Annotated in this window: 23 protein-coding genes and 1 pseudogene; 17 read left to right on the top strand and 7 right to left on the bottom strand. The window is 71.7% G+C overall.

Annotation, left to right across the window (positions count from 1 at the left end; all coding sequences use genetic code 11):
• Positions 1–121: 121 nt before the first annotated feature.
• The 7 genes and pseudogenes from SGFS_RS08040 to SGFS_RS08010 all read right to left on the bottom strand — a co-directional run bounded on the left by SGFS_RS08040 (position 122) and on the right by SGFS_RS08010 (position 6,981).
• The gene (locus SGFS_RS08040; RefSeq protein ID WP_286248902.1) at positions 122–1,276 is read right to left on the bottom strand and encodes a thiolase family protein; all 1,155 of its coding nucleotides are present in this window, start codon (positions 1,274–1,276) and stop codon (positions 122–124) included.
• Positions 1,273–1,557, bottom strand: coding sequence for an OB-fold domain-containing protein (locus SGFS_RS08035; protein WP_286259853.1), 285 nt, complete (start codon positions 1,555–1,557; stop codon positions 1,273–1,275). The genes SGFS_RS08040 and SGFS_RS08035 overlap by 4 nt, the downstream gene beginning before the upstream one ends.
• A gap of 18 nt (positions 1,558–1,575) precedes the next feature.
• A pseudogene (locus SGFS_RS08030) lies at positions 1,576–1,692 on the bottom strand (zinc ribbon domain-containing protein); the annotation flags it as partial.
• A gap of 19 nt (positions 1,693–1,711) precedes the next feature.
• On the bottom strand, positions 1,712–2,830 hold the full coding sequence (locus SGFS_RS08025) for an acyl-CoA dehydrogenase family protein (protein ID WP_286248900.1): 1,119 nt from the start codon (positions 2,828–2,830) through the stop codon (positions 1,712–1,714).
• Positions 2,827–5,421: a putative PEP-binding protein gene (locus SGFS_RS08020; RefSeq protein WP_286248898.1), complete on the bottom strand. Its 2,595-nt coding sequence runs from the start codon at positions 5,419–5,421 to the stop codon at positions 2,827–2,829. The genes SGFS_RS08025 and SGFS_RS08020 overlap by 4 nt, the downstream gene beginning before the upstream one ends.
• Positions 5,418–6,035, bottom strand: a complete 618-nt coding sequence (locus SGFS_RS08015) for a hypothetical protein (RefSeq protein WP_286248897.1) — start codon at positions 6,033–6,035, stop codon at positions 5,418–5,420. Before SGFS_RS08015 ends, SGFS_RS08020 begins: the two co-directional genes overlap by 4 nt.
• 109 nt (positions 6,036–6,144) lie before the next feature.
• The gene (locus SGFS_RS08010; RefSeq protein WP_286248895.1) at positions 6,145–6,981 is read right to left on the bottom strand and encodes an enoyl-CoA hydratase/isomerase family protein; all 837 of its coding nucleotides are present in this window, start codon (positions 6,979–6,981) and stop codon (positions 6,145–6,147) included.
• Between the two features lie 121 nt (positions 6,982–7,102).
• Between SGFS_RS08010 and SGFS_RS08005 the strand changes: the two genes are divergently transcribed.
• From SGFS_RS08005 to hypF, 17 genes are all read left to right on the top strand, one after another.
• Positions 7,103–8,317 (top strand): acyl-CoA dehydrogenase family protein, encoded by a 1,215-nt coding sequence (locus SGFS_RS08005; protein WP_286248892.1) that lies wholly within the window; start codon positions 7,103–7,105, stop codon positions 8,315–8,317.
• Positions 8,318–8,753: 436 nt separating this feature from the next.
• Entirely contained in the window at positions 8,754–8,957 is a 204-nt protein-coding gene (locus tag SGFS_RS08000) for a cold-shock protein (protein WP_126388790.1), read from the top strand.
• Positions 8,958–9,128: 171 nt separating this feature from the next.
• Entirely contained in the window at positions 9,129–10,610 is a 1,482-nt protein-coding gene (locus SGFS_RS07995; protein WP_286248886.1) for a DEAD/DEAH box helicase, read from the top strand.
• 255 nt (positions 10,611–10,865) lie between these two features.
• On the top strand, positions 10,866–11,180 hold the full coding sequence (locus tag SGFS_RS07990; RefSeq protein ID WP_286248884.1) for a DUF6400 family protein: 315 nt from the start codon (positions 10,866–10,868) through the stop codon (positions 11,178–11,180).
• A complete protein-coding gene (locus SGFS_RS07985; RefSeq protein ID WP_286248883.1) occupies positions 11,167–11,424 on the top strand; it encodes a hypothetical protein in 258 nt (85 codons plus the stop codon). Before SGFS_RS07990 ends, SGFS_RS07985 begins: the two co-directional genes overlap by 14 nt.
• A 188-nt stretch (positions 11,425–11,612) precedes the next feature.
• Positions 11,613–13,388, top strand: coding sequence for a hydrogenase maturation protein (locus tag SGFS_RS07980; protein ID WP_286248881.1), 1,776 nt, complete (start codon positions 11,613–11,615; stop codon positions 13,386–13,388).
• A gap of 63 nt (positions 13,389–13,451) precedes the next feature.
• The gene (locus SGFS_RS07975; protein ID WP_286248878.1) at positions 13,452–14,540 is read left to right on the top strand and encodes an NADH-quinone oxidoreductase subunit B family protein; all 1,089 of its coding nucleotides are present in this window, start codon (positions 13,452–13,454) and stop codon (positions 14,538–14,540) included.
• Positions 14,541–14,626: 86 nt separating this feature from the next.
• Positions 14,627–16,411 (top strand): nickel-dependent hydrogenase large subunit, encoded by a 1,785-nt coding sequence (locus SGFS_RS07970; protein WP_286248876.1) that lies wholly within the window; start codon positions 14,627–14,629, stop codon positions 16,409–16,411.
• Entirely contained in the window at positions 16,408–16,941 is a 534-nt protein-coding gene (locus SGFS_RS07965) for a hypothetical protein (protein ID WP_286248873.1), read from the top strand. Before SGFS_RS07970 ends, SGFS_RS07965 begins: the two co-directional genes overlap by 4 nt.
• Positions 16,938–17,618: a DUF5947 family protein gene (locus SGFS_RS07960; protein ID WP_286248871.1), complete on the top strand. Its 681-nt coding sequence runs from the start codon at positions 16,938–16,940 to the stop codon at positions 17,616–17,618. Before SGFS_RS07965 ends, SGFS_RS07960 begins: the two co-directional genes overlap by 4 nt.
• Positions 17,615–18,307 (top strand): DUF6084 family protein, encoded by a 693-nt coding sequence (locus tag SGFS_RS07955; RefSeq protein WP_286248870.1) that lies wholly within the window; start codon positions 17,615–17,617, stop codon positions 18,305–18,307. Before SGFS_RS07960 ends, SGFS_RS07955 begins: the two co-directional genes overlap by 4 nt.
• A complete protein-coding gene (locus SGFS_RS07950; RefSeq protein ID WP_286248868.1) occupies positions 18,304–19,734 on the top strand; it encodes a hypothetical protein in 1,431 nt (476 codons plus the stop codon). Before SGFS_RS07955 ends, SGFS_RS07950 begins: the two co-directional genes overlap by 4 nt.
• Positions 19,731–20,276, top strand: a complete 546-nt coding sequence (locus SGFS_RS07945) for a hydrogenase maturation protease (protein ID WP_286248866.1) — start codon at positions 19,731–19,733, stop codon at positions 20,274–20,276. The genes SGFS_RS07950 and SGFS_RS07945 overlap by 4 nt, the downstream gene beginning before the upstream one ends.
• 11 nt (positions 20,277–20,287) lie before the next feature.
• On the top strand, positions 20,288–20,392 hold the full coding sequence (locus SGFS_RS51775; protein WP_434026509.1) for a DUF6893 family small protein: 105 nt from the start codon (positions 20,288–20,290) through the stop codon (positions 20,390–20,392).
• Between the two features lie 145 nt (positions 20,393–20,537).
• Positions 20,538–20,936, top strand: a complete 399-nt coding sequence (locus SGFS_RS07940; RefSeq protein WP_286248864.1) for a hydrogenase maturation nickel metallochaperone HypA/HybF — start codon at positions 20,538–20,540, stop codon at positions 20,934–20,936.
• 3 nt (positions 20,937–20,939) lie between these two features.
• Positions 20,940–21,695, top strand: a complete 756-nt coding sequence (hypB, locus tag SGFS_RS07935; RefSeq protein WP_286248862.1) for a hydrogenase nickel incorporation protein HypB — start codon at positions 20,940–20,942, stop codon at positions 21,693–21,695.
• Complete coding sequence (gene hypF, locus SGFS_RS07930) at positions 21,692–24,073, top strand: carbamoyltransferase HypF (RefSeq protein ID WP_286248860.1); 2,382 nt, start codon at positions 21,692–21,694, stop codon at positions 24,071–24,073. The genes hypB and hypF overlap by 4 nt, the downstream gene beginning before the upstream one ends.
• The last annotated feature ends 17 nt before the right edge of the window (positions 24,074–24,090 follow it).

Genomic DNA, 24,090 nt, shown 5'->3' with positions numbered 1-24,090 from the left:
GTCTGCCGGGGCGGGCGGTTCACCGGAAAAGCGGCTCGCGGCCGGCGAACAGCCCACCCGTCGTCCCGTGGTGAGCAGAGCGGTTCTGCCGTTGCCGTGCCGCATGGCGAGCTGCCGCCTTTCACACCGTGAGGACCGAGCAGGCGCTGATCCCGGGCGCCCCGTACACGTGGGTGAAGCCCACCCGGGGAGCCCCCGGTACCTGCACGCCCGGCGCCCGGCCCTGCAACTGCCGTACGACCTCGTGGAACTGCCGCAGCCCCGAAGCGCCGACGGGCTCCCCGCCGGCCAGACAGCCGCCGTCGGTGTTGACCGGTATCCGGCCCGAGGGATCGGTGTCCCCGCCGGCCAGCAGCTCTTCCTGCTCGCCGTGCCCGCACAGCCCGGTCTCCGCCAGGTGGATCAGCTCCGAGCCGCTGTCGGTGTCCTGCAACTGGGCGACCCGGACGTCCGCGGGCCCCACACCGGCCGTGCGGAAGGCCGCCTCCGCGGCATCGACGCTGGGGCTGCGGTGCGGTCCCGGCGGCAGCCAGGGTGCGAACACCTCGAACGAACCGAACCGCCGGGTACGGAAGGCCAACGACGCCAGCCTGACCGGTCGTTCGCACAGGTCGAAGGCGCGGTCGCCGCGCGCCAGCACCAGCGCCGCCGCGCCCTGTCCCGGTGAGCAGAACATGTACTGGGTGAGCGGAGGACTGACTTCGGCGGAGTCCAGGATCTCCTGCTCGGTCAGCGGTTCGCGCCGCCACGCCAGCGGGTGGTGCGAGCCGTTGCGGAAGGCCCGCGCGGCGACCATCGCCAGCGCCCGTTGCGAGATTCCGTGCTCGTGCAGGTACCGCTGTGTCTTCAGGGCGAAGAACTGGGTGGTCAGCATCAGGCCGGTCTCGGCGTACCAGTCGCCCAGGCCGTAGCGGGCCGCGGAGACGTTGAACGCGCCCCGTTCGTGTTTGTCGAACCCCACCGCCAGCCCCAGGGAGGCCTCGCCCGCGCGCAGCGCGCTCGCCACAGCGAGCACCGTGGAGGCACCGGTGGCGCAGCCGTTCTGCACGTTGACGAACGGCACACCGGTCAGACCCAGGCGGCCCACCAGCGTGTCGGGCTTGCCGGACACGTCGGAGCCGCCGGCCGCGTAGCCGATGTCCTCCCAGGAGACCCCGGCGTCGGCCAGTGCCTCGCGCACCGCCCGCTCGGCCATGTCCATCCCCGTGACGTTCTCGTCGCGGCCGAAGGGACGCATCCCGCATCCGACCACGTAGACGTCGTCGGTCCGGCTCATCGCTCCCCTTCCCGGTCCGGGCGGAACGCGAAGGTCAGTACCTCGGTTCCGTCCTCGTCGTGGTACGCGGGCACCATGGTGAGCCGGACCGGCAGCCCGATCCTCATCTCCGCGCGGGGAACCGCCAGCTGCGCCTCGACCAGCACCTCACCGAGGTCCACATAACCCACGTGGTACGGCCGGTAGCCGTCGGCCGGCGGCCGGTACGGCGGCTTGGGCGGGAACGCCTGGAGCGTCCACGACCACACGCGCCCGCTCACCGGCAGCACGTGACCGGACATGGGCCCGTCCGAACACCTGGGGCACGAGTGCTGACGGGGGAAGACGACGGTGCCGCACCCGGAGCAGCGCGCGCCCGAGAGACGCGGTGGGATCCCACCGTCGAACAGCGAGTCATCAATGAGTCTGGTGGTCATACCGGTTCCGTCCTCCATGTCACCAGCCCAGCAGCCCGGCCAGCCGTTCCCGGTGGTGTGCGGCGCCGCCCAGCAGTACGGCGTCGGACTGGGCCCGCCGGAAGTACAGGTGGGCGTCGTGCTCCCAGGTGAAGCCCATGCCGCCGTGCAGCTGCACGCACTCGGCGGCGACGGACACGAAGGCCTCGCAGCACCATGCCTGTGCCACCGCCGCCGCTTCGGCCAGCGCCTCGGGAGAGTCGGCCGCACGGACCGCGCGCACCACCGCCGACCGGGCGCCCTCGACCTGGAGCAGCATGTCGGCACAGGCGTGCTTGACCGCCTGGAAGCCGCCGATCGCCCTGCCGAACTGGGTACGGTCCCGCACATGGGCCACCGTCATGTCCAACGCGGCCTGCGCACCGCCGAGTTGCTCGGCGGCCAGAGCGACCAGGGCCACGTCCAGAGCCCGGGAGACGACATTCGCCCCCTCGCCCCCGGCGGTCAGCGCCCGGGCCCGGGCGCCGGAGAAGGTGACCACCGCCTGGCCCCGGCTGAGGTCCAGGGTGGGCACCCGGCGAACCGTGACCCCCGGCCCGCCCGGGTCGGCGACGAAGAGGTCCACGCCGTCGGCCCCGGTGGCGGCCACGACCAGCGCTTCGGCGTCGGCGCCGTCGAGTACGAACGGCACGGTGCCGTCGAGGACCGGGACACCGCCCTGCCAGGAGACGGCCACCGGCACGGCGTCGGACCGCCACGCTCCGTCGGGAGCCGCCACCGCCAGGGCGTGCACCGTACCTTCGGCCAGCTCGGCCAGCGCTTTGTCGGTCGCACCGCAGCCGGCCAGCACCTGCCCGGCCAGCACGGTGGAGGACAGCAGCGGTACCGGTGTCAGCGTCCTGCCCAGTTCCTCGCAGACCACGGCGATCTCGGCGAGGCCGCCGATGCCTCCGGCCGACTCGGGCAGCCCGAGGGCCGCGAGGCCGACCTGCCGGCCGAGGGTGTGCCACAACTCGGCGTCGATGCCGGGGGAGCGCTCGGGCAGCCGCCGCACCGCGGCCGTGCCTCCGGCGTCCGCGCACACCGACCGTACGGTCTCTCGCAGGTCGTCCAGTTCGGCGTCCGACAGGGCCGTGCCGTCGGTCACGGTGCTCGTCATCGTGCGCTCCCGCTCTCGTCACGCCGCTCGCGCAGGGCACTGTGCGCGGCCGCCATCCGGGCCACCGGCACGCGGTGCGCGGAACAGGAGACGTAGTCGAGGCCGAGGTCGTCGCAGAACGCGATCGACTCAGGATCCCCGCCGTGCTCCCCGCACACGCCCAGCTTGATACCGGGCCGTACCTTCCGTGCCCGCTCGGCTGCCAGAGCGATCAGGGCGCCCACCCCGTGCGGGTCGAGCCGCGCGAAGGGGCTGGCGGTCAGGAAGCCGCGCTCCTGATAGTTGGCGAGCACCTGGCGCTCGACGTCGTCCCGGGAGAATCCGTAGGTCAGCTGGGTGAGGTCGTTGGTGCCGAAGGAGAAGAACTCGGCGTGTTCGGCGAGTTCGCCGGCCAGCAGCGCGGCCCGCGGGGTCTCGATCATCGTGCCGAGCCGGTACGGGACCTCCACCCCGGTGCGGGCGGCGACCGCCTCGGCGGCTCCGCGCACGTACGAGGCCGCGGCGGCCAGTTCCTCCGGCAGGCTGACGAGCGGGATCATCACCTCCAGCTCGGGCCGGACTCCGGTGGCGGCGACGTCCGCCCAGGCGGCGAAGAGCGCCTCGGCCTGCGCCGGGTAGAGCCGCTCGTGCAGCAGCGCCAGCCGCACTCCGCGCAGCCCGAGCATCGGATTCGCCTCACGCAGCGCGGCGGCCCGCTGCTCCTCGGCCGCGTCCGGGGCGTGGCCGGGAGCGGGCAGGAACTCGTGCAGCGGGGCGTCCAGCAGGCGCACGGTCACCGGGCGGTTCCCGACCGCGGCCAGCAGAGCCTTGAAGTCCTCGTGCTGAGCGTGTTCCAGCGCCACCAGCGCCTCGTCGCGGGCGGCCGGGTCGGCGGCCAGGATCACCCGGCGGATCAGGGGCAGCCGCTCGCCGAGGAACTGGTGCTCCGTACGGCACAGCCCGACACCCTCCGCCCCCAGGGCGACGGCGGTGCCGACCTCGGTGGCGGTGTCGGCGTTGACCCGCACGCCCAGCCGACGCATGCCGTCCGCCCATGCGAGCAGGGTGGACAGTTCGGGCGGCGGTCCGGCGACACTGACGCTCAGCGTCCCCGCGTAGACGGCGCCGGTACGGCCGTCCAGCGAGACGGGGTCGCCCTCGCGCAGCACCCGGCCCCCGATCCGCGCTGTCCCGGCGGTCCGGTCCACGCGCAGCCCCTCCGCCCCGCACACCGCGGGCTTGCCGGCGCCCCGCGCCACCACCGCGGCGTGCGAGGCGATACCGCCGCTGCCGGTCAGTACGGCGGCGGAGGCCAGCATCCCGGGGACGTCCGCCGGGGTCGTCTCATGGGACACGAGCACGACATGGGTGCCGTCCGCGCTCAGTTCGAGGGCCCGTTCGCTGGACAGGACGATCACGCCGGTCGCCGCGCCCGGGGAGGCCGGCAGCCCCTTCACCAGGAGCTCCTCGCCGCCGGTGAGCCGGAGTTGGGGGTGCAGCAGTTCCTGCACCTGCGCGGGGCTGATCCGCAGTACGGCCTCCTCGGGGCCGAGCGCCCCGTCCCGTGCCAGGTCGGCGGCGAGGCACACCGAGGCCCGCAGCGGCGGCCGTTGCTGTGTGGACGCGGCGAGCAGGGAGATCTCGTCGTCGCGCACCTCGAAGTCGACCGAGACGGGCGCGTGCAGATGACGTTCGAGGGTGAGCAGGGAATGCTCCAGCAGAGCCGTACCACCCGCGAGCCGGTCCAGCGGTTCACTGGTGTGCGGGGGTGGGGCGCTGCGGCGCACCCCCCGGAAGAACGAGCCCTGGGGGGAGAGACGGCCCGTCTCGGGATGGCGGCTGACCGCCGTACCGTAGCCCGAGTGGTCCGCCGGGCCGATGCGCAGCGCCTGCACGTGCAGGGCGATACCGAGATCGGCGGGGAGCCGCTGGGCCTTGCGGGATCTCCTCGCGCGTGGTGAGTCCCACCGTCCGAGGAGGGCGCGGGCGGCCAGCGCGAGCTGCTGTGCCGGGTCGCCGGGGAAGGGCTGGGAGCCGTGCCGCGCGACCAGGGACAGCAGCGCGTCGACCCGTGCCCGCGGCTCGGGAGTGTCGAGGAGGGCGTCGTCGAGCACCGCGCCGGGCACGTCGAGGGCGTACTCGGCGATCATCCGCACGGTGGCAGCCCACACCTCGCACAGTGCCTCCTCGCGTCCGATGACGGCGCACAGATCGTCGGCGGTGGCGGGTGTGACGCCGAGACAGGCCAGGTCGGGGGGCAACCCGGCGATCTCGCTCGGCGCGCTTGCCGACAGGCGCAGCAGCAGCGGCCGGCCCGCGTCGCCGATCCGGCGCCCCGAGAGCTGTTCGATCAGGTCGACGGCGGCTCGGGCGGTACCGGGTTCACACAGCGACGCGGAGGCATCGACGGGCACGGTGAGCCCTGGCACGACCGGCAGCCCGAGGGCCACCAGCCGGTCCATCGCCGTGCCGTGGGCGCCCAGCTCGTCGGCGTCGAGCCCCCGGATCCGTCCCTGCCCGTAGGGCACCAGGACCCGGCCCGGGGCCTCGGGCGGCGCCGGCGGAGCCTCGGATCGTCCGAGGGGGCCCGCCTCGCGGTCGGTGACGCTCAACCCCGACTCCTCGTGACCAGTTCCTCTTCACGGGCCTCGTCCTCGGCCCGGCTGATCCCCAGCACGAGCAGCAGTTCCTGGTGCAGTCGCATCCACACGGTGTGGTACGAGTCGCACAGCGGCGAGGCCAGCCACTGGGACTCGCCGTCGTCGAAGCGGTCGAGGGCTTCCTCCAGGGCCGTGAGGTACCGTCCGCTGCCTTCGAGCACCCGCTCCAGCCTGCGCAGCACGGGCTGGATGGCTTCGTGCACGTCTTCCAGCGACTCGCGCACCCCGGCGTCGTAGACGCTGTCCGAGTGGTCGTTGGCGGTGCCGTCGGGGCGGCACTGCCATGCCGTGCACACCTCGCGGATCCTCCTGTTGACCGGCAGGAAGGCCTCGTACGCCGCGGTGATCCGCTCCTCCTGAGCCGATCCCGCGGAGATCCGCAGGATTCGCGAGGCGGCGGCCTTGGCACGCTCGGTCGGCAGCACCATCGGGCCCTTCACCATCGCCAGCCCGGCGTCGACCAGGGGACGGTGCTCGGCCTCGGGCCTGCCGCGCCACATGCCACGCAGAACGAGGTCGACGACGGTTTCGGTGAGCGTCTCGTCGAGAGCGTCCGAAAGGTCCACGGCAGGAGGTTGCATCGCCACACCTTTTCCCCGGTTCTGTGGTGACCGGTTCCTCGGTTCTGTGTTGCCCGGAGGTTACGCTCCGGCGGCCCTGTTAGTGAAGAGGGATTCAAGAAACACTTTCCGGTTCCCTGGGTCGGGTCCGGCTGTCGCCCGCCCGGGCGCGGTCCCGGGCGGCGAGGAACGACGCCATGCGGTCCTGTGCCTCCCGCCCATCCGCCAGGGCGGCGATCTGCCGTGCCTCCTCGGCGAGGTGGCGGCCCAGTCCGTGCCCGGCACGGCCGCGCAGCAGGCCCTTCGCGGCGCGCAGCGCGTCACCGGAGCCGGCGGCCAGTCCGGCGGCGGTCCGGTGCGCCTCCAGGTCCAGCTCCTCGTCGTCCACGGACCGGGTGACCAGGCCCCACCGTTCGGCGTCTTCCCCGGTCAGGACCCGGTTGGTCAGGATCAGGTCCGCCGCCAGCCGGGGGCCGACCAGGCGGGGCAGGAACCAGGAGGCCCCGCAGTCCGGCGTGAGCCCGACATCCGTGTACGCCAGCCGGAAGCGTGCGGACCGGGCCGCCAGGACGATGTCACCCACGAGGGCGAGGCCGACCCCGCCGCCCGCGGCCGCGCCACGCACGGCGGTCACCACCGGCACCGGCAGTTCGTGCAGCGCCAGTATCGCGGCGTGCGCGGCGGTCGCCACGGCATGCACATAGGTGCCCGTCCCCTCGCCGCGACCGGTGAAGGCGCGCAGGTCACCGCCCACGCAGAAGGTGCCGCCCGCCGCCCGCAGGAGGACCGCGCCGCCCGGGTCGGCGGCCATCTCGGCGGTCGCGTCCCGCAGTGCCTCGGCCGTTGCCAGGTCCAGGGCGTTGCCCCGCCCGGGATCGTCCAGCCTCAGCTCGACGACTCCGTCGAGGTGGCGGACGACCCGGACCGGCTGGATGTTCACAGGATGGTTCATGGGACGTCTCTCCTGTCGTCTTCCCGTCACCGGGTCTCTCTCGGCAAGATACTGAAGACGCTATACAGTTTCTAGGACGCGGCGGGACCCGATGCCCGTGCGCCCGTCGGCGGGAGGTCCCGTGCCCATCCAGTTCGATGTCGATCCGACTGTTGCCCAACTCGCGGAGGCCACTTCCGCGTTCGTGCGCGAAGTGGTGATCCCGGCCGAGCGCGCCTGCGGCGGGTCCGTGCACGACGCTCCCGAGACCCTGCGGGAAACCCTGCAGAAAGGCGCCCATGATGCGGGCGTGTTCGCTCCGCACGTGCCGACGAGGTGGGGCGGGCACGGACTCGACCTGCGCGGGCAGGCGGTGGTGTTCGAAGCCGCGGGCTACTCGCTGCTCGGACCCCTGGCACTGAACTGCGCGGCCCCGGACGAGGGCAACATGCACCTGCTGGAGATGGTGGCCACCGAGGACCAGAAGGAACGCTATCTGCGCCCGCTCGCCGCCGGCGAGGTGCGGTCCTGCTTCGCCATGACCGAACCGGCACCGGGAGCCGGTGCCGATCCCCGCTCCCTGCGGACCACCGCGATACGGGTTCCCGGCGGGTGGCGCATCGACGGGCGCAAGTGGTTCATCAGCGGGGCCAACGGCGCCGGCTTCGCCATCGTCATGGCCCGCACCTCCGGCAGCCCCGGGGACCCGGGCGGCGCCACCATGTTCCTGGTCGACGCCGGTACTGCCGGCATGAGCATCGTCCGGGACATCGAGACCCTGGACGAAGGGCTCTTCGCCGGGCACAGCGAGATCGTCTTCGACGCGTGCGTGGTGGGGGACGACCAGGTGCTCGGCGAGGTCGGCCACGGCTTCGCGGGCGCCCAGGTCCGGCTCGGCCCCGCCCGTATGACGCACTGCATGCGCTGGCTGGGAGCCGCGCGGCGCGCCCAGGACGTCGCACTGGAACGGGCGGGCAGCCGCATGGCGTTCGGCTCCGTCCTGGGGGATCTCGGCATGGTGCAGCAGATGCTGGCCGACTCCGAGATCGACATCGAGGCGAGCCGCGCCCTTATCCTGCGTACCGCCTGGGAGTTGGACACCGGCTCCGCCGCCGCGCAGCTCACCTCCGTGTCCAAGACCTTCGTGGCGGAGGCCGTGAACCGGGTGGTCGACCGGGCGGTGCAGATCTGCGGAGCACTCGGCATCTCGGCCGCCGACGCCCCGCTGGCCCGCCTGCTCAGGGAAGTGCGACCGTTCCGGATCTACGACGGGCCGTCGGAGACGCACCGTTTCGCCATCGCGCGCCGTGCCGTGCGGCCCTACCGGCGGCCGGGTGAGGGTGGCGCCGACGCATGACGGCGCCGTCAGGCCAACTGCCCGGCCGACGCACGAGGTTGGAAAGGGCTCATTGAGTCCGGGCCACCGTTGCTACGTGATGGCCGACGTGCTCGTGTACCAAGCCTCATCGAGGCAATCCGATCCGAGTGGTGCGATCGACTTTCCTCGGCTGTGAAATGGGCGTAATTGAGCGGCAGCGCCGACTGGCGTACTGATCCGGCGCTGCCGCGAGGCCGAGGCTTTACGGCACGGGTGAAAGTGGTGCGGATGTGTGTGCCGTGCTAAACTGGTCAGTAGTTGCAGTTGTGGTTCCCGAAACTTCAAGTGCCTCGACGACTGTACGTCGTCGGGCATTTTTTGTATCTCCGGTGCTGTCCGGACGGGGTTCATTTGTGGCAACGCTAGGGTTCACACGGAGTGGGCCCGCGGGCACTGCCCCCAAAGGAGATGTGACATGGCTACTGGCACCGTCAAGTGGTTCAACGCGGAAAAGGGCTTCGGCTTCATCGAGCAGGACGGCGGCGGCCCTGACGTCTTCGCCCACTACTCGAACATCGCCGCCCAGGGCTTCCGTGAGCTCCAGGAGGGCCAGAAGGTGAACTTCGACATCACGCAGGGCCAGAAGGGCCCGCAGGCGGAGAACATTACTCCCGCCTGACGTCGAAGTATATGAGACAGCTGGGGCCCCGCCTTACGGCGGGGCCCCAGCTTGCTGTTTTTTCTGTTCCAATGAATTCTTTTGGTCTCACATTCGGCTCGTTCTTGCAATTCATCCGGCTCATTCCTGTCGGGAATTCCTCGATGCGCGCCCTGCCGAGGAAGGTTCTCCATGAGCCGTTCAGCTCGCACGAACGACCGTTTCCGGCCACAGGGCCAGGGGCGCCCCGGCGCCGGTCCAGGCGACACCGGGCGCCGTCCCTCCGCGCCACAGGGGGAGTTCGCGCTGCCGGTCACCGTCACCCCGGCCCTCCCCCCGGCTGCGACCTTCGGTGAACTGGACATGCCCGTCGAGTTGTTGAAGATGCTCACCGGTCTCGGCCTGAACGAGCCGTTCCCGATCCAGGCCGCCACGTTGCCGAACTCCCTCGCGGGGCGCGACGTCCTGGGCCGCGGGCGCACCGGATCGGGGAAGACGCTCGCCTTCGGTCTGGCGCTGCTCGTGCGCACGGCCGGGCAGCGTGCCGAGTCGCGGAAGCCGCTGGCCCTGATCCTTGTCCCCACGCGCGAACTGGCCCAGCAGGTCACCGATGCGCTCGCCCCGTACGCCCGATTGCTGAAGCTGCGCCTGGCCACTGTGGTCGGCGGCATGTCGATCGGCAGGCAGGCCGGCGCGCTGCGTGCCGGGGCCGAGGTGGTCGTCGCGACTCCCGGCCGCCTCGCGGATCTCGTCGAGCGCAAGGACTGCCGCCTGGACCGGGTGAACATCACCGTCCTGGACGAGGCCGACCAGATGGCGGACATGGGCTTCATGCCCCAGGTCACCGAGTTGCTGGACCAGGTACGCCCCGACGGTCAGCGCATGCTGTTCTCGGCCACGCTGGACCGCAACATCGACCTGCTGGTCCGTCGTTACCTCCATGACCCGGTGGTCCACTCGGTCGACCCGTCGGCGGGCGCGGTCACCACGATGGAGCATCACGTGCTGCAGGTGCACGGTGCCGACAAGATCGCCACCGCCACCGAGATCGCTGCCCGTGACGGGCGCGTGATCATGTTCCTGGACACCAAGCATGCTGTCGACCAGTTCACCAGGCACCTGCTGAGCAGTGGCGTGAAGGCCGCGGCGCTGCACGGCGGCAAGTCGCAGCCGCAGCGCACCCGCACTCTGGCACAGTTCATGAGCGGTGACGTCACGACGCTCGTGGCCACCAATGTCGCGGCTCGGGGCATCCACGTCGACGACCTCGAACTCGTCGTCAACGTCGACCCGCCGAACGACCACAAGGACTACCTGCACCGCGGTGGCCGTACTGCCCGCGCCGGCGAATCCGGCAGTGTCGTCACGCTGGTCCTCCCCAGCCAGCGCCGGGACATGGCCCGTCTCATGTCCGACGCAGGCATCAGGCCGCAGATCACGCAGGTCCGCTCCGGCGAGGCCGAGCTGAGCCGTATCACCGGCGCTCAGGCTCCCTCCGGTGTCCCGGTCAGCGGCAGCGGGCCGATCGCGGAGCGCCCGAAGCGCGGCGGTGCCCCCTTCCGCGGTCTGGGTACCCGCCCGGGGCGGGTCGGCGGCGGCGAGTCCCGCCGGTCTGCTGAGGCCCGCCAGATCGCCGAGGCCCGTAAGGCCGCCCGGGTCCGTCGCGGCGCATAGCCGCCAACGGCGCCCCCATACAACCGCGAGCTCCGGCCGTCGCGTCGGCGGTTGTCACCGATGGATGGGAGTCGTCCCTCCGGATGCCAGTGGTCGAGGTGTGTGGGCCCTGGCGCCAGTGCTCCGCCGGGCCGCCACCACGAACTCGGAGGCGTCCGACGCGGGGTCCGGCGCCCGCTCGGGAGTCGCGAGCGCGTTGTGACTTCTCCCACCTGCTCTTGCCGGGGCGAGGAACGCTTACCTACGTTCGGTCGCATGTCCCCCGATGGTCGCGCCCTTCCTGGTGAACCGGACGAATCCGCCGCAGAGAGCAACTGTGCGGCGGATCGGCCCGACGCTCTTCCGCTGGTCGACTTCGCCGTCGACCTGAGCTCGCACGAGATGCTCCGGCGTGCTCATGTCCTGGCCGCTCTCGGCTCCGACTGGGACCCCGGCGCGGCACTGCGCGGCGAGGAAGCGGCGTACGAGCTGCTCTATTCCGGCCTCAGCGCGGAGCAGCAGCGCGTGTACGACGAGCTCGTCTCGGCCGGAGTGCTTCCGCGAGGAGGGGGTGGCCATGCTGCCGCTTGATCCGCAGGCCGACGTCGGGCGTCGCGCCTGGGTGGCCTGCCCGAACTGCGCCGACCACCGCGGGTGTGCCACCTGTGAACAGGGGCGTACCTGCTCCGAGCACTGGCGCTACCTGCTCTCCAACGTCGGCAGCCTGCTCCACCTGCAGTGCCGCTCGTGCACCCACATCTGGACCCACGAGACGCACTTCGGTGCCACCCGCACCCCGTGGGAGCGCATCACCAGCGGCCTGCGCCGATGGTGATCATGCACTGCGGCTGACTGCTCGGCGAGCCGGGCCGCCGCGGGCGATTGCCGGTGACGCCGGACGGCGGATCGGCACGCGCTTTCGGATGACCTTGCCGTCTGTCGTCGGGGGACGGCGGACCGCCGTGGCGGAGGATCTCGGTCGGCGGTCATTCCTGCCTGCCGTTCGTCCGCCCGGAGGCAGCCGTGCACATCCTGCTCCTAGCCACCGCGTTCAACAGCCTCACCCAGCGCGCTCACGCCGAGCTGCGCGACCGCGGCCACAGTGTGGCGGTGGAACTCGCCCTCCCGGGCGGCTCGTTGCCGGACGCCGTGCGGCGGCACGCACCCCAGCTCATCGTGGCGCCGATGCTGAAGACGGTGATTCCCGAGGAGGTGTGGGCGGCGCACACATGCCTCGTCGTCCATCCGGGGCCCGTGGGCGACCGCGGACCGTCCTCCCTGGACTGGGCGATCCACGAGGGCGTCGACGAGTGGGGCGTCACCGTTCTGCAGGCCGACGGGGAGATGGACGCCGGTGACGTGTGGGCCTGTGTACCGTGCCGGATTCCCGAGGTGTCCAAGAGCGAGCTGTACCGGGGCGAGATCGCCGACGCCGCGATCGAGGCCGTCCTGCTCGCGGTGGAGCGTTTCGCCGGGGGGACCCACGTACCGCGCAGGCAGGACGCGGCAGGCACGGCCGACGCCCGTCCGCGTCCGTACCTCGACCAGAGTGTCCGGCGGATCGACTGGGACGAGGACTCCACGCGGACCGTCCTGCGCAAGCTGAGGGCGGCGGACTCGCAGCCCGGTGTGCTGGACACGCTGCTCGGCGGTGAGTGGTATCTGCACGGCGGTCATCCCGAGAGCGTGTTGCGTGGCCGGCCCGGCGAGCTCCTGGCCACCCGGGCGGGGGCGATCTGCCGGGCCACCAAGGACGGCGCCGTGTGGATCCCCGAGCTACGGCCCCGGCGTGTGCCCGGCCGGCCGCCCACGTTCAAACTGCCCGCCGTGTCGGCCCTGGGCGACCGGCTGCCGCCGCTGCCCGAGGACGACCTGCCCCGGTTGCCCGAGGTGCGGCACCCTACCTGGGCGGACATCCGCTACCGGGAGGACGGGAACGTGGGGTTCCTGTCGTTCTCCTTCCCCGGCGGCGCCATGAGCACCGAGCAGTGCCGACGTCTGCTGTCCGCCTACCGGGAAGCATGCGCGCGGCCCACGACCGTGCTGGTGCTGGGCGGCGAACGGGACTTCTTCTCCAACGGCATCCACCTCAACGTCATCGAGGCCGCCGACGACCCCGCCGCCGAGTCCTGGGCGAACATCGACGCCATCGACGATCTGGTCGAGGCCGTCCTGACGACGACGGACCGGCTGGTGGTCTCGGCGGTCGCGGGCAACGCCGCGGCGGGCGGAGTGATGCTCGCCCTGGCGGCCGACGAGGTGTGGTGCCGTTCGGGCGCCGTGCTCAACCCTCACTACCGTCTGATGGGCCTGTACGGCTCGGAGTACTGGACGCACACCCTGCCGCGCAGGGTGGGCCACGCGACGGCCGAACGGCTCATGGGTGAGGCTCTGCCGGTGAGCTCGGCGAACGCACTGCGCCTCGGGCTCGTCGACCGGGTGGTCGACTGCGGTCCTGACCAGTTCGCACGGCAGGTCGGCGGCCTGGCGGCGCGTCTGGCGTCCCTGCCGGCGACGGCGTCACGGATCACCGCGAAGAAGACGGAACTGGACCGGCTGGAGAGCACGACCCCGCTGGCCGGCTTCCGTGCGCGGGAGCTGGCCCGGATGCGCCGCACCTTCGACGACCCGGGCGCCCCGTATCACGCCCTGCGTCGCTCCTTCGTCCACAAGCAGCGGCCACCGTGCACCCCGCCGCACCTCGCCACCGCCCCGGTTGCGCAAACCGGTTTGCCCCCCTCTGCCGCCGCTGTCACCGGAACGGCCCTCGATGACATCTCGTCACGACCGGTCGGCTGATACGAAGTAGGTCGACGGTCGAAATGTAGGTCTTCATCCCTTACCTCCCCAGGAGGCGGTCCCATGACTCAGGCGACGCCGGGCACGGTCGATGCCGCGGACGCAGGCGGCGTACCCGCCGACGAGACACCCACGATCCACATTCTCTGGATCAACGCGGGGCTGAGCTGTGACGGCGACTCGGTCGCGTTGACGGCGGCCATGCAGCCCAGCATCGAGGAGATCGTGCTCGGTGCGCTGCCGGGGCTTCCGAAGATCGCCGTCCACTGGCCGCTCATCGACTTCGAGTGCGGTCCGGTCGGTGGCTCGGACACGTTCATCGAGTGGTTCTTCAAGGGGGAGCGGGGCGAGATCGACCCGTTCGTCCTGGTCGTCGAGGGCTCCATCCCGAACGAGGCGATCAAGCGCGAGGGCTACTGGTGCGGCTTCGGCGACAACCCGGAGACCGGCCAGCCGATCACCACCAGCGAGTGGATCGACCGGCTCGCCCCGAAGGCGCTGGCGGTCGTCGCCATCGGCACCTGCGCCACCTACGGCGGCATCCACGCCATGGCGGGCAACCCCACCGGCGCGATGGGCGTACCGGACTACCTCGGCTGGAACTGGAAGTCCCACGCCGGCATCCCCATCGTGTGCGTCCCGGGCTGTCCGATCCAGCCCGACAACTTCTCCGAGACGCTCACCTACCTGCTCTACCAGGCGGCCGGCGCCGCCCCGATGATCCCGCTGGACGACAAGCTGCGTCCCACCTGGCTGTTCGGGGCCACCGTGCACGAGGGCTGCGACCGCGCCGGCTATTACGAACAGGGCCAGTTCGCCATGTCGTACGACTCACCGACGTGCCTGGTCAAGCTCGGCTGCTGGGGACCGGTCGTCAAGTGCAACGTGCCCAAGCGCGGCTGGATGAACGGGATCGGCGGCTGCCCCAATGTCGGCGGCATCTGCATCGCCTGCACCATGCCCGGCTTCCCCGACAAGTTCATGCCGTTCATGGACGAGCCTCCCGGCGCCAAGGTGTCGAGCGGCGCCAGCGGAGCGTACGGCGCCGTGATCCGCAAGCTCCGGTCGATCACGGCCAGGACGGTGGACAAGGAGCCCAAGTGGCGCAGCACCGGAGACAAGATCACCACCGGCTACCGACCCCCGTGGTGAACCCCTGCCGACAGTGACCCGCTCCCCGCACGCTTCGTGCAACACCCCCACACGATCCGACCGCAACGAAGGGCACGGCACAGACGATGGCACCGACGACGAAGGCGGCCGGCGAAGGCAGCGGCCTGGTGGAGATGGCCTGGGACCCGATCACGCGGATCGTGGGCAGCCTGGGCATCCACACGAAGATCGACTTCAAGCAGAAGCGGGTCGCGGAGTGCTACAGCACGTCGTCGGTCTTCCGCGGCTACAGCGTCTTCATGCGCGGCAAGGACCCCCGCGACGCCCACTTCATCACCAGCCGCATCTGCGGGATCTGCGGCGACAACCACGCCACCTGCTCGGTGTACACGCAGAACATGGCGTACGGCGTGAAGCCCCCGCACCTCGGTGAGTGGATCATCAACCTCGGCGAGTCCGCGGAGTACATGTTCGACCACAACATCTTCCAGGAGAACCTGGTCGGGGTCGACTACTGCGAGAAGATGGTCAAGGAGACCAACCCCGGCGTCCTCGAACTCGCCGAACGCACCGAGGCACCGCACGCCGCGGAGCACGGCTACCGCACGATCGCCGACATCATGCGCTCGCTCAACCCCCTCGAGGGCGAGTTCTACCGCGAGGCCCTCCAGGTCAGCCGCTACACACGCGAGATGTTCTGCCTGATGGAGGGCCGCCATGTGCACCCCTCCACGCTCTACCCGGGCGGCGTCGGAACCATCGCCTCGGTACAGCTCTTCACGGACTACATGAGCCGCCTCATGCGGTACGTCGAGTTCATGAAGCGCGTCGTGCCCCTGCACGACGACCTGTTCGACTTCTTCTACGAGGCGCTGCCCGGGTACGAGGAGGTCGGCCGCCGCCGGGTCATGCTCGGCTGCTGGGGCGCGCTCAACGACCCCGAACACTGCGACTTCACCTACGCCAACATGACCGACTGGGGTCGGCGCATGTTCGTCACGCCCGGCATCATCGTCGACGGCAAGCTCGTCACCAACGACCTCACCGAGATCAACCTCGGCATCCGCATCCTGCTGGGCAGCTCCTACTACGAGGACTGGCAGGGCCAGGAGCAGTTCGTCACCCACGACCCGCTCGGCAACCCGGTGGACCCGCGCCACCCGTGGAACCAGCACACCATCCCCGCCCCGCAGAAGCGGAACTTCGACGACAAGTACAGCTGGGTCATGTCCCCGCGCTGGTTCGACGGCAAGGACCACCTCGCCCTGGACACCGGCGGCGGCCCCATCGCCCGCCTGTGGTCCACCGCCCTGTCCGGCCTCGTCGACATCGGGTACGTCAAGGCCACCGGCCACAGCGTGGTCATCAACCTGCCCCGCACCATGACCAAGCCGGAGACCACCTTCGAGTGGAAGATCCCGCAGTGGTCCAACGCCCTGGAGCGCAACCGCGCCCGCACCTACTTCCAGGCGTACGCCGCCGCCGTCGCCCTGCACTGCGCGGAGCAGGGCCTGGCGGAGGTCCGCGCCGGACGCACCCAGACCTGGGAGAAGTTCGAAGTCCCGGACGAGAGCATCGGCGTCGGCTTCACCGAGGCGGTCCGCGGTGTGCTCTCCCACCACATGGTGATCCGCGACGGCAAGATCGCCAACTACCACCCGTACCCGCCCACCCCCTGGAACGCCAGCACCAGGGACACCTTCGGCACGCCGGGTCCGTACGAGGACGCGGTGCAGAACACCCCCATCTTCGAGGAGAACACCCCGGATAACTTCAAGGGCATCGACATCATGCGCGCCGTCCGCAGCTTCGACCCCTGTCTGCCCTGCGGCGTCCACATGTACGTCGGCGGCGGCAAGACCGTGAAGTCGATGCACGTGCCCACCGGCCTGAGCGGACTGGGCGGATGAGCGCGCCGACGGTGGCGGCGCCGGTCGACGCGGAGCAGGCCGGACGCCGGGTCGAGGAGGTGCTGGACCGACTGGGCGCGAGCGGCGACCCGGCCGCCGCCACGGCGGCGGAGGAACTCGTCCGCACCCTCATGGACTTCTACGGTGCCGGCCTGGCCCGCATCCTCCACCTGCTGTCCTCCGCACCCGGCGAACCGTCGGCGGGACTGCTGGGCGACGAACTGGTCGCGAGCCTGCTCGTCCTGCACGACCTGCACCCCGAGGACCGCGACACCCGCATCGCCCGAGCCCTCGACAGCGTCCGGGAACACGCACTGGACGTCATGACCTTCGACGAGGAGAGCGGCACGCTGAGGGTGCGCGCCCGGGCGGGCGGTGGGTGCGGTTGCGGCTCCGGCGCGGATGCCCGGCAGGCCGCGGAGGCGGCTCTCGCCTGCTTCGCACCCGAGGTCAGGGCCGTCGACGTGGAGACGGCCCCGGTGGGGCCCCCGCTCCTCCAGATCGGTACGGCTCCGACGGGGACCCGATGAGCGCGACCACCGCCACCACCGCCGGGCTGCGGAGGTTCCTCACCGAGCGTCCGCCGCAGCCGGAGCGGTGCGAACTGTGCGCGGTGGTGGTGCCCGAGGAGCACCGCCATCTGGTCGACACCGAGCAACGCGCCCTCGTCTGCGCCTGCGCCCCGTGCGCGCTGCTGATGGAACAGCCGGGCGCCGCGGCGGGCCGCTTCCGCACGGTCCCGGCCCGCTACCTCACCGACCCCGGACACCGCCTCGACGACAGCGCGTGGGAGGCGCTGCAGATCCCGGTCGGCGTCGCCTTCCTGTTCCGCAACGCGGCGCTCGACCGGCTGGTCGCCCTCTACCCGAGCCCGGCCGGAGCCACCGAGAGCGAACTGGAACCGGCCACCTGGACGGCGGTGCTCGGCGGCAGCCGCCTCGCCGAAATGCTCGAACCCGACGTGGAGGCACTGCTACTGCGCCGCACCGACGGCCGCTTCGAGTGCCACCTCGTACCGGTCGACATCTGCTACGAACTCGTCGGCCGTATGCGCCTGTTGTGGCAGGGCTTCGACGGCGGGGCCGAGGCCCGCGCCGCGCTGGACGCGTTCTTCGCGGACGTCGCGCGACGCGTCCGGCCCGTGAACGAGTCCGGGCACCCGTTGGACGAGTCGCGGCACCCGTCCGACGAGGCGGTGCGCCCGTGACGGAGTTCTCCTTCGCCTGCACCGGCGTCCGCGCCGACCGGTACGCCGCCGGGCCGACCCTCGTCTTCCGGCTGCGCGTGACCGCCGCCGACAACGCACGCGTGCACGCCGTCGCGCTGCGCTGCCAGATCCGCATCGAACCCGCCCGCCGCGGCTACGAGCCCGCAGAGGCCGACGGGCTGGCGGACCTCTTCGGTGAGCGCTCACGTTGGGGCAGCACGCTCCAGCCCGTGCAGTTCGCCCAGGTCCCGCTCATGGTCCCGAGCTTCACCGGAGAGATCGAAGCCGACCTCGTCGTGCCCTGTACCTACGACATGGACATCGCCGCCACCCGCTACCTCACCGCCCTCACCGACGGCGAGGTCCCCCTGCTGATGCTCTTCTCCGGTACGGCGTTCACGGGAGCCGGCGGTTTCCGGGTGGAGCCGGTCCCGTGGGACCGGGAGGCGGCCTTCCGGATGCCGGTCGCCACCTGGCGGGAGATGATCGAGCAGCACTTCCCCGGCTGCGGCTGGATCCGGCTCCCGCGCGACACCATGGACGCCCTCCTCGCCTACCGCTCCCGCCACGCACTGCCCTCCTGGGACGCGACCCTCAAGGCCCTGCTCGACGACAGCACCGCCGCCGACCCGCCGGTGAGCGACCCGTTCCGCGCGCTCACCGGCACCACGGGAAGGACCGAACCGTGACTGTCACCGCGTTCGCTCCCGAGACCGAGGAGCGGTTCGCCCACGCCCGGCAGGTGGCCGACGCCGTCCTCTTCGAGGGCTATGTGCTCTATCCGTACCGCGCCTCCGCGGCCAAGAACCGGCTGCGCTGGCAGTTCGGGGTGCTCGTGCCGCCCGGCTGGGGCACAGCGTGGGAGGAACACGACTTCCAGCACACCGAATGCCTGATGGAACCGAAGCCGGGCGCGACCCTCTCGGTCGAGGTGCGCTTCCTGCACGCCCGACGCCGCACGGTGCAGCGGGCCCGCCCGGACGGCGGCTACGAGACGGTCGGCGAGCTCCGCCTCGACGACCGGGTGCTGGTGCCCTGGGACGAGGGGGCCGAGGAGCGCGTCGAGGTGGTCGCGTCGGTGGACGATCTCCTCGGTGACGGCGTCACCCATCCCTTCCGGCGCCCCGCCCGCGAGGACACCGCACCGGTCCTGGACGCGGCCGGCCGTACCGTCGGCCGGCTGGTCCGGCGGTGCGAGGAGATCAGCGGGACGATCCGGCTGTCCGCCCGTGAACTCGACGGCCCCTATCGGGTCCTGCGGCTGACCGCCGTCGTCGACAACACCAGCGACTGGACACCGCCCGAGGGCCACGGCGCCGACCGGGACGCGGCGCTGCCGCACTCCCTGGTGGCCACCCACCTCCTCATGGCCCTCAGCGCCGGATCGTTCCTGTCGATGACCGATCCCCCCGAGTGGGCGAAGGGCGCGGTCGCCGCCTGCCGCAACCTGCACACCTGGCCCGTACTCGCCGGTGAACCCGGCCGCGCCGACCTGGTGCTGTCCTCGCCGATCATCCTGGAGGACCATCCGGCCATCGCCCCGGAGAGCCCCGGCGCGCTCTACGACGCCACCGAGATCGACGAGATCCTCGCGCTGCGCACCGCGGCCCTCACCGACGAGGAGAAACGTGAGGCCCGGGGCACCGACGAGCGGGCGGCCGCCGTGATCGAACTCGCGGACTCGATGCCGGCCGAGGTTCTGGAGCGGCTGCACGGGGCGGTGCGGAGTCTGCGCGAGGTGACGGGTCCGGGTCCCGCCGCGCCGGACGGCGGCTTCCCCGACGAGTACGGGGTGCCGCGGCCCGACACGCCCTGGTGGGACCCCGCGAGCGACGCCGGCTTCGACCCGGCGCGGGACCGTGTGGTCGTGGACGGCCGGCAGGTGGGCAAGGGCACCCGCGTCGAGTTGCACCCGGGCCTGCGGCGCACCGACGCGCAGGACATCTTCCTGCGGGGCCGCACCGCGAAGGTCGAGGCCGTGCTGCACGACGTCGACGGCGGAGTGCACCTGGCGGTCACGGTCGAGGGTGACCCGGGCGCCGACATCCGCCGCGAGCAGGGACGGTTCCTGTACTTCCAGCCCGACGAGGTCACACCGCTGGAGGACGACGCGTGAACCTTCCCCCGCAGTCGGCCCCCAGGACCCTCGTCGCCGGCATCGGCAACATCTTCCTCGGCGACGACGGCTTCGGTGTGGAGACCGCGCGCAGGTTCGCCGAACGCGACCTGCCCGGACACGTCGAGGTCGAGGACATCGGGGTGCGCGGGGTACACCTCGCCTATCAGCTGCTGGACGGCTACGACACCCTCGTCCTCGTGGACGCCACGGCACGCGGCGAAGCCCCCGGCACGCTGTACGTGATCGAGCACGACGTCGGCGGCGGGAGCGCTGCGCCAGGCACCCCCGCGCTGGACGGCCACCGGATGACCCCCGACACCGTACTGGCGCTGCTGGGCACCCTCTGCGCCGGGACCGGCGCGGAGCCACCACGCCGCGTCATGGTCGTCGGATGCGAACCGGCCTCGGTGGACGAGGGCATCGGTCTCAGTGCGCCGGTGTCCGACGCCGTACCGGAGGCGGTCCGGCTGATCGAAGAATTGCTGCGGAACGGCGAACCGTCCGTGGCGCAGGCCTCAACCGCTGAGGCTTCTACATGAGGAGAGACGGGATGAAGAAAATCGTCATCGGAGGAGCGGCCGTCGCCGCCATGGCCGTCGTCGTCGCCGAGGTGCTTCCCGACCTCAGGCGCTACCTGCGGATCCGACGGATGTGAACCGGGGGCGCCACCCCGTGGTGCCGCGCGGTTGCGGCGAACGGCGTACCTGCCGACCGGTGACGGCGTGCCGGGCCGTGCGAACGGGGTGCGCACGCCTCTAATGAACCCCGGTGGGAGGCAGGCAGCGGAAGGACAAGGACCCATGCACGAGATGTCCGTCGCGCTGGCCGTCGTCGACCAGGTGGCAGAGGCCGCCGGCCGGGCCGGAGGTGTCACGGCGGTGCGATCGGTACGACTCCAGGTGGGCGAACTCGCCGGTGTCGTACCGGATGCGCTCGCCTTCTCCTTCGAACTGGCCTGCGCCGGAACCCTGCTGGAAGGTGCCGAACTGGTCACCGAGGCGGTGCCGGCGTGGGCCCGCTGCACGCCCTGCGCACACGAATGGGCCGCCGGCATGCCGCCCCGGCTGACCTGCCCCGCATGCGGCGGGACGCGGACCGACCTGCTCGCGGGCCGGGAACTGCAGATCGTCGACGTGCACTGGGAGGACGGCGGCCCCGCGCACCCGCCCACCCGCGAACCGATCTCCGAGGAGCGCTGAACCATGTGCCGTGTCGTCGACCTGCGGCAGGCCGTACTCGCGAAGAACGACGAGAGCGCCCACGAACTGCGCGCACACCTCACGGCCCGAGGCACCGCGGTCGTCAACCTGCTGTCCAGTCCGGGCAGCGGCAAGACCGCGCTGCTGGAGCAGGAACTGCTGCGGGCACGGGAGCGGTCCGTTCCCGTAGCGGCGCTGAGCGCCGATCTCGCGACCGAGAACGACGCGGTCCGCCTGGCGCGTTCGGGTGCCCCCGTGAAGCAGGTGCTCACCGACGGACTGTGCCACCTGGAGGCGGGGATGCTCGCCGGGCACCTGGACGGGTGGCTGCCCGAGGACACCCGGCTGCTGTTCGTGGAGAACGTCGGCAACCTGGTCTGCCCTGCCTCCTACGACCTGGGGGAGACGCTGAGGGTCACCCTCGCCTCCGTGACGGAGGGCGAGGACAAGCCGCTCAAGTACCCCACCGCCTTCGGCCTCGCCCACCTGGTCGTGGTCACCAAGACCGACATCGCGGAGGCCGTCGAGTTCGACGAGACCGCGTTCCGCGCGCACGTGGAGCAGGTCAACCCCGGCGTCGAGGTGGTCCTGACCTCGGCACGCCGGGGGCAGGGAGTCGGCGTACTGCTCGACAGGGCGCTGGCGGTCGCCGACGGCGCACCCGTCCACTCGCCGGTCATGGCCCGTCGGCCCCACCACCACGGTCACACCCACGCGCATCCGGAGGCCACCGACGCCATGGCCCACAGCCACCCATGACCGGTCCGCAGGCCCCGGCCGCCGTCGCCGAGGACACTCCGCTACGCCGCCGGGTCACCGTCCGGGGAGTGGTGCAGGGAGTGGGCTTCCGCCCCTACCTCTACGGTCTCGCCACCGAACTGGCCCTGGCCGGACACGTGACCAACACTCCGGAGGGCGTCGTCGTGGAGGTCGAGGGCACGGCGTCGGCCGTGGCCGGGTTCTGTGACCGGATCGCCCTCCAGGCACCCCCGCTGGCCCGCGTCGATTCCGTCGACCACAGGGAGATGCCTCCCGTCGGCGGCACCGCGTTCACCATCCTCGCCTCCCGTGCCGACGGACCGGCCCGCACCCTGGTCTCCCCGGACTCCGCCACCTGCGCCGACTGCCTCGCCGAGCTGGCCGACCCGGCGGACCGGCGGTACCGCCATCCGTTCGTCAACTGCACCCACTGCGGCCCGCGCTTCACGATCGTCACCGACGTGCCGTACGACCGGGCCAACACCACCATGGCCGGCTTCGCCATGTGCTCCGACTGCGCCCGGGAGTACGCGGATCCGGCCGACCGGCGGTTCCACGCGCAGCCGGTCGCCTGCCCGGCCTGCGGGCCACGACTGCGACTCGTCGTCGCCGAGCGGCCAGGGCTCAGGAGTGTCGACGGGGCGGACCCGGTCACCGAGGCGCGCGCACTGCTGACGCGGGGCGCGATCGTCGCGGTGAAGGGCCTGGGCGGCTATCACCTGGCCTGCGATGCCACGAACCAGGCGGCCGTTGGCCTGCTGCGACGAAGGAAGGCGCGCGGGGACAAGCCGTTCGCCGTCATGGCGAGGAACGCGGACGACGTGCGGCACCTCGTCAGGCTGAGCCCCGAGGAGCGGAGCCTGCTCGAGAACCGGGCCAGGCCGGTCGTACTGCTCAGGTGCCATCCGCACGTTCTCGGGGATCCGGGGCCCGCCGAGGCCGTCGCGCCCCGCAGCCCGGACCTCGGCGTGATGCTGCCGTACACGCCCCTGCATCACCTGCTGCTCGGCCTGCCCGGCGACCCGGACGGCCCCCGGCTGCTCGTCATGACCAGCGGCAACGTGTCCGGTGAGCCGATCGTCACCGACGACACCGAGGCGCTGGAGCGGCTCGCGCACCTGGCCGACGCCTGGCTCACGCACGACCGGCCGATCCACGTCCCGTGCGACGACTCCGTGGTCCGCGTCTGCGACGGGGAGCCGCTGGTGATCCGCCGCTCGCGGGGCTACGCCCCGTTGCCGCTCTCCCTCCCGCTGCCCGTGCGGCCGGTCCTTGCCGTCGGCGGAGACCTGAAGAACGCCTTCTGCCTGGGGTCAGGTCGCCGCGCCTGGCTGTCGGCGCACATCGGTGACATGGACGACGTCGGCACCCAGCGGGCCTTCGAGCGCGCGGCGGCGCAGCTGGAGTCCATCACGGGGGTGCGGCCGGAGACCCTGGTGTCCGACCGGCATCCCGGCTACCGCTCCGCCCGGTGGGCCGACCGGAACGCGGCGCACCGGCCCGTCGTGCGTGTCCAGCACCATCACGCGCACGTGGCCGCCGCGATGGCCGAGCACGGGCTGGACGGCACCCGGGCGGTGATCGGCGTCGCCTTCGACGGCACGGGCCACGGCGACGACGGCGCCGTGTGGGGCGGGGAGTTCCTGCTGGCCGACTACGACCTCTTCACCCGGTTCGGGCACCTCGCGTACGTGCCGCTGCCCGGTGGCGACGCGGCGGTGCGCCGGCCGTACCGCATGGCACTGGCCCATCTGAGGACGGCCGGGATCGACTGGTCCGACGACCTCGCCTGTACGGCCGCCTGCCCGCCCGACGAACTCCGGCTTCTGGGAAGGCAGTTGGAGCGCAACCTGAACTGTGTCCCCACGTCCAGCATGGGCCGGCTCTTCGACGCCGTGTCCTCTCTGGCCGGAGTGTGCCACCGAGCCGGATACGAGGCACAGGCCGCCGTCGAGCTGGAGGGCGCGGCTCTGCAAGCGCCCGCCGAGGACACCACGGCGTACTCCTTCGCCCTTGACGTGTCGGAGGGGGACGGCGGCGGTGTCGTACGGGCCGATCCGGCACCCGTGCTCACGGCGATCGTCGGCGATCTGCGCGCGGGTGTCGGGCCGGCCCTGGTCGCTGCTCGTTTCCACCGGGGGGTGGCCGGTCTGGTGCGCGGGATGTGTGTGCGGGCGCGGGAGCGGCACGGGTTGGACACGGTCGCCCTGACGGGAGGGGTGTTCGCGAACACGCTGCTCTCGTCGGCCTGCGCCGCCGGCCTGCGCGAGGACGGCTTCACGGTCCTGCGGCACCGCCTGGTGCCGCCCAACGACGGCGGTCTGGCGCTGGGCCAGCTGATGGTGGCCGCCCGGGCCACTTCCACTCCCACCGACTGAGCGACGCGTGACCCACA

It is taken from the genome of Streptomyces graminofaciens (assembly GCF_030294945.1).
In the GTDB taxonomy this organism is placed as follows: Bacteria; Actinomycetota; Actinomycetes; order Streptomycetales; family Streptomycetaceae; genus Streptomyces; species Streptomyces graminofaciens.
The sequence above is the reverse complement of the archived record's forward strand: the minus strand, read 5'-3'. Positions and strand labels throughout refer to the sequence as shown.

Excerpts from the sequence above, each read along its gene's own strand:
- SGFS_RS08040 (WP_286248902.1), bottom strand. The coding sequence starts at position 1,276 with ATGAGCCGGACCGACGACGTCTACGTGGTCGGATGCGGGATGCGTCCC.
- SGFS_RS08035 (WP_286259853.1), bottom strand. The coding sequence starts at position 1,557 with ATGTCCGGTCACGTGCTGCCGGTGAGCGGGCGCGTGTGGTCGTGGACG.
- SGFS_RS08025 (WP_286248900.1), bottom strand. The coding sequence starts at position 2,830 with ATGACGAGCACCGTGACCGACGGCACGGCCCTGTCGGACGCCGAACTG.
- SGFS_RS08010 (WP_286248895.1), bottom strand. The coding sequence starts at position 6,981 with ATGAACCATCCTGTGAACATCCAGCCGGTCCGGGTCGTCCGCCACCTC.
- SGFS_RS08000 (WP_126388790.1), top strand. The coding sequence starts at position 8,754 with ATGGCTACTGGCACCGTCAAGTGGTTCAACGCGGAAAAGGGCTTCGGC.
- SGFS_RS07995 (WP_286248886.1), top strand. The coding sequence starts at position 9,129 with ATGAGCCGTTCAGCTCGCACGAACGACCGTTTCCGGCCACAGGGCCAG.
- SGFS_RS07990 (WP_286248884.1), top strand. The coding sequence starts at position 10,866 with ATGTCCCCCGATGGTCGCGCCCTTCCTGGTGAACCGGACGAATCCGCC.
- SGFS_RS07985 (WP_286248883.1), top strand. The coding sequence starts at position 11,167 with ATGCTGCCGCTTGATCCGCAGGCCGACGTCGGGCGTCGCGCCTGGGTG.
- SGFS_RS07975 (WP_286248878.1), top strand. The coding sequence starts at position 13,452 with ATGACTCAGGCGACGCCGGGCACGGTCGATGCCGCGGACGCAGGCGGC.
- SGFS_RS07970 (WP_286248876.1), top strand. The coding sequence starts at position 14,627 with ATGGCACCGACGACGAAGGCGGCCGGCGAAGGCAGCGGCCTGGTGGAG.
- SGFS_RS07965 (WP_286248873.1), top strand. The coding sequence starts at position 16,408 with ATGAGCGCGCCGACGGTGGCGGCGCCGGTCGACGCGGAGCAGGCCGGA.
- SGFS_RS07960 (WP_286248871.1), top strand. The coding sequence starts at position 16,938 with ATGAGCGCGACCACCGCCACCACCGCCGGGCTGCGGAGGTTCCTCACC.
- SGFS_RS51775 (WP_434026509.1), top strand. The coding sequence starts at position 20,288 with ATGAAGAAAATCGTCATCGGAGGAGCGGCCGTCGCCGCCATGGCCGTC.
- SGFS_RS07940 (WP_286248864.1), top strand. The coding sequence starts at position 20,538 with ATGCACGAGATGTCCGTCGCGCTGGCCGTCGTCGACCAGGTGGCAGAG.
- hypB (WP_286248862.1), top strand. The coding sequence starts at position 20,940 with ATGTGCCGTGTCGTCGACCTGCGGCAGGCCGTACTCGCGAAGAACGAC.
- hypF (WP_286248860.1), top strand. The coding sequence starts at position 21,692 with ATGACCGGTCCGCAGGCCCCGGCCGCCGTCGCCGAGGACACTCCGCTA.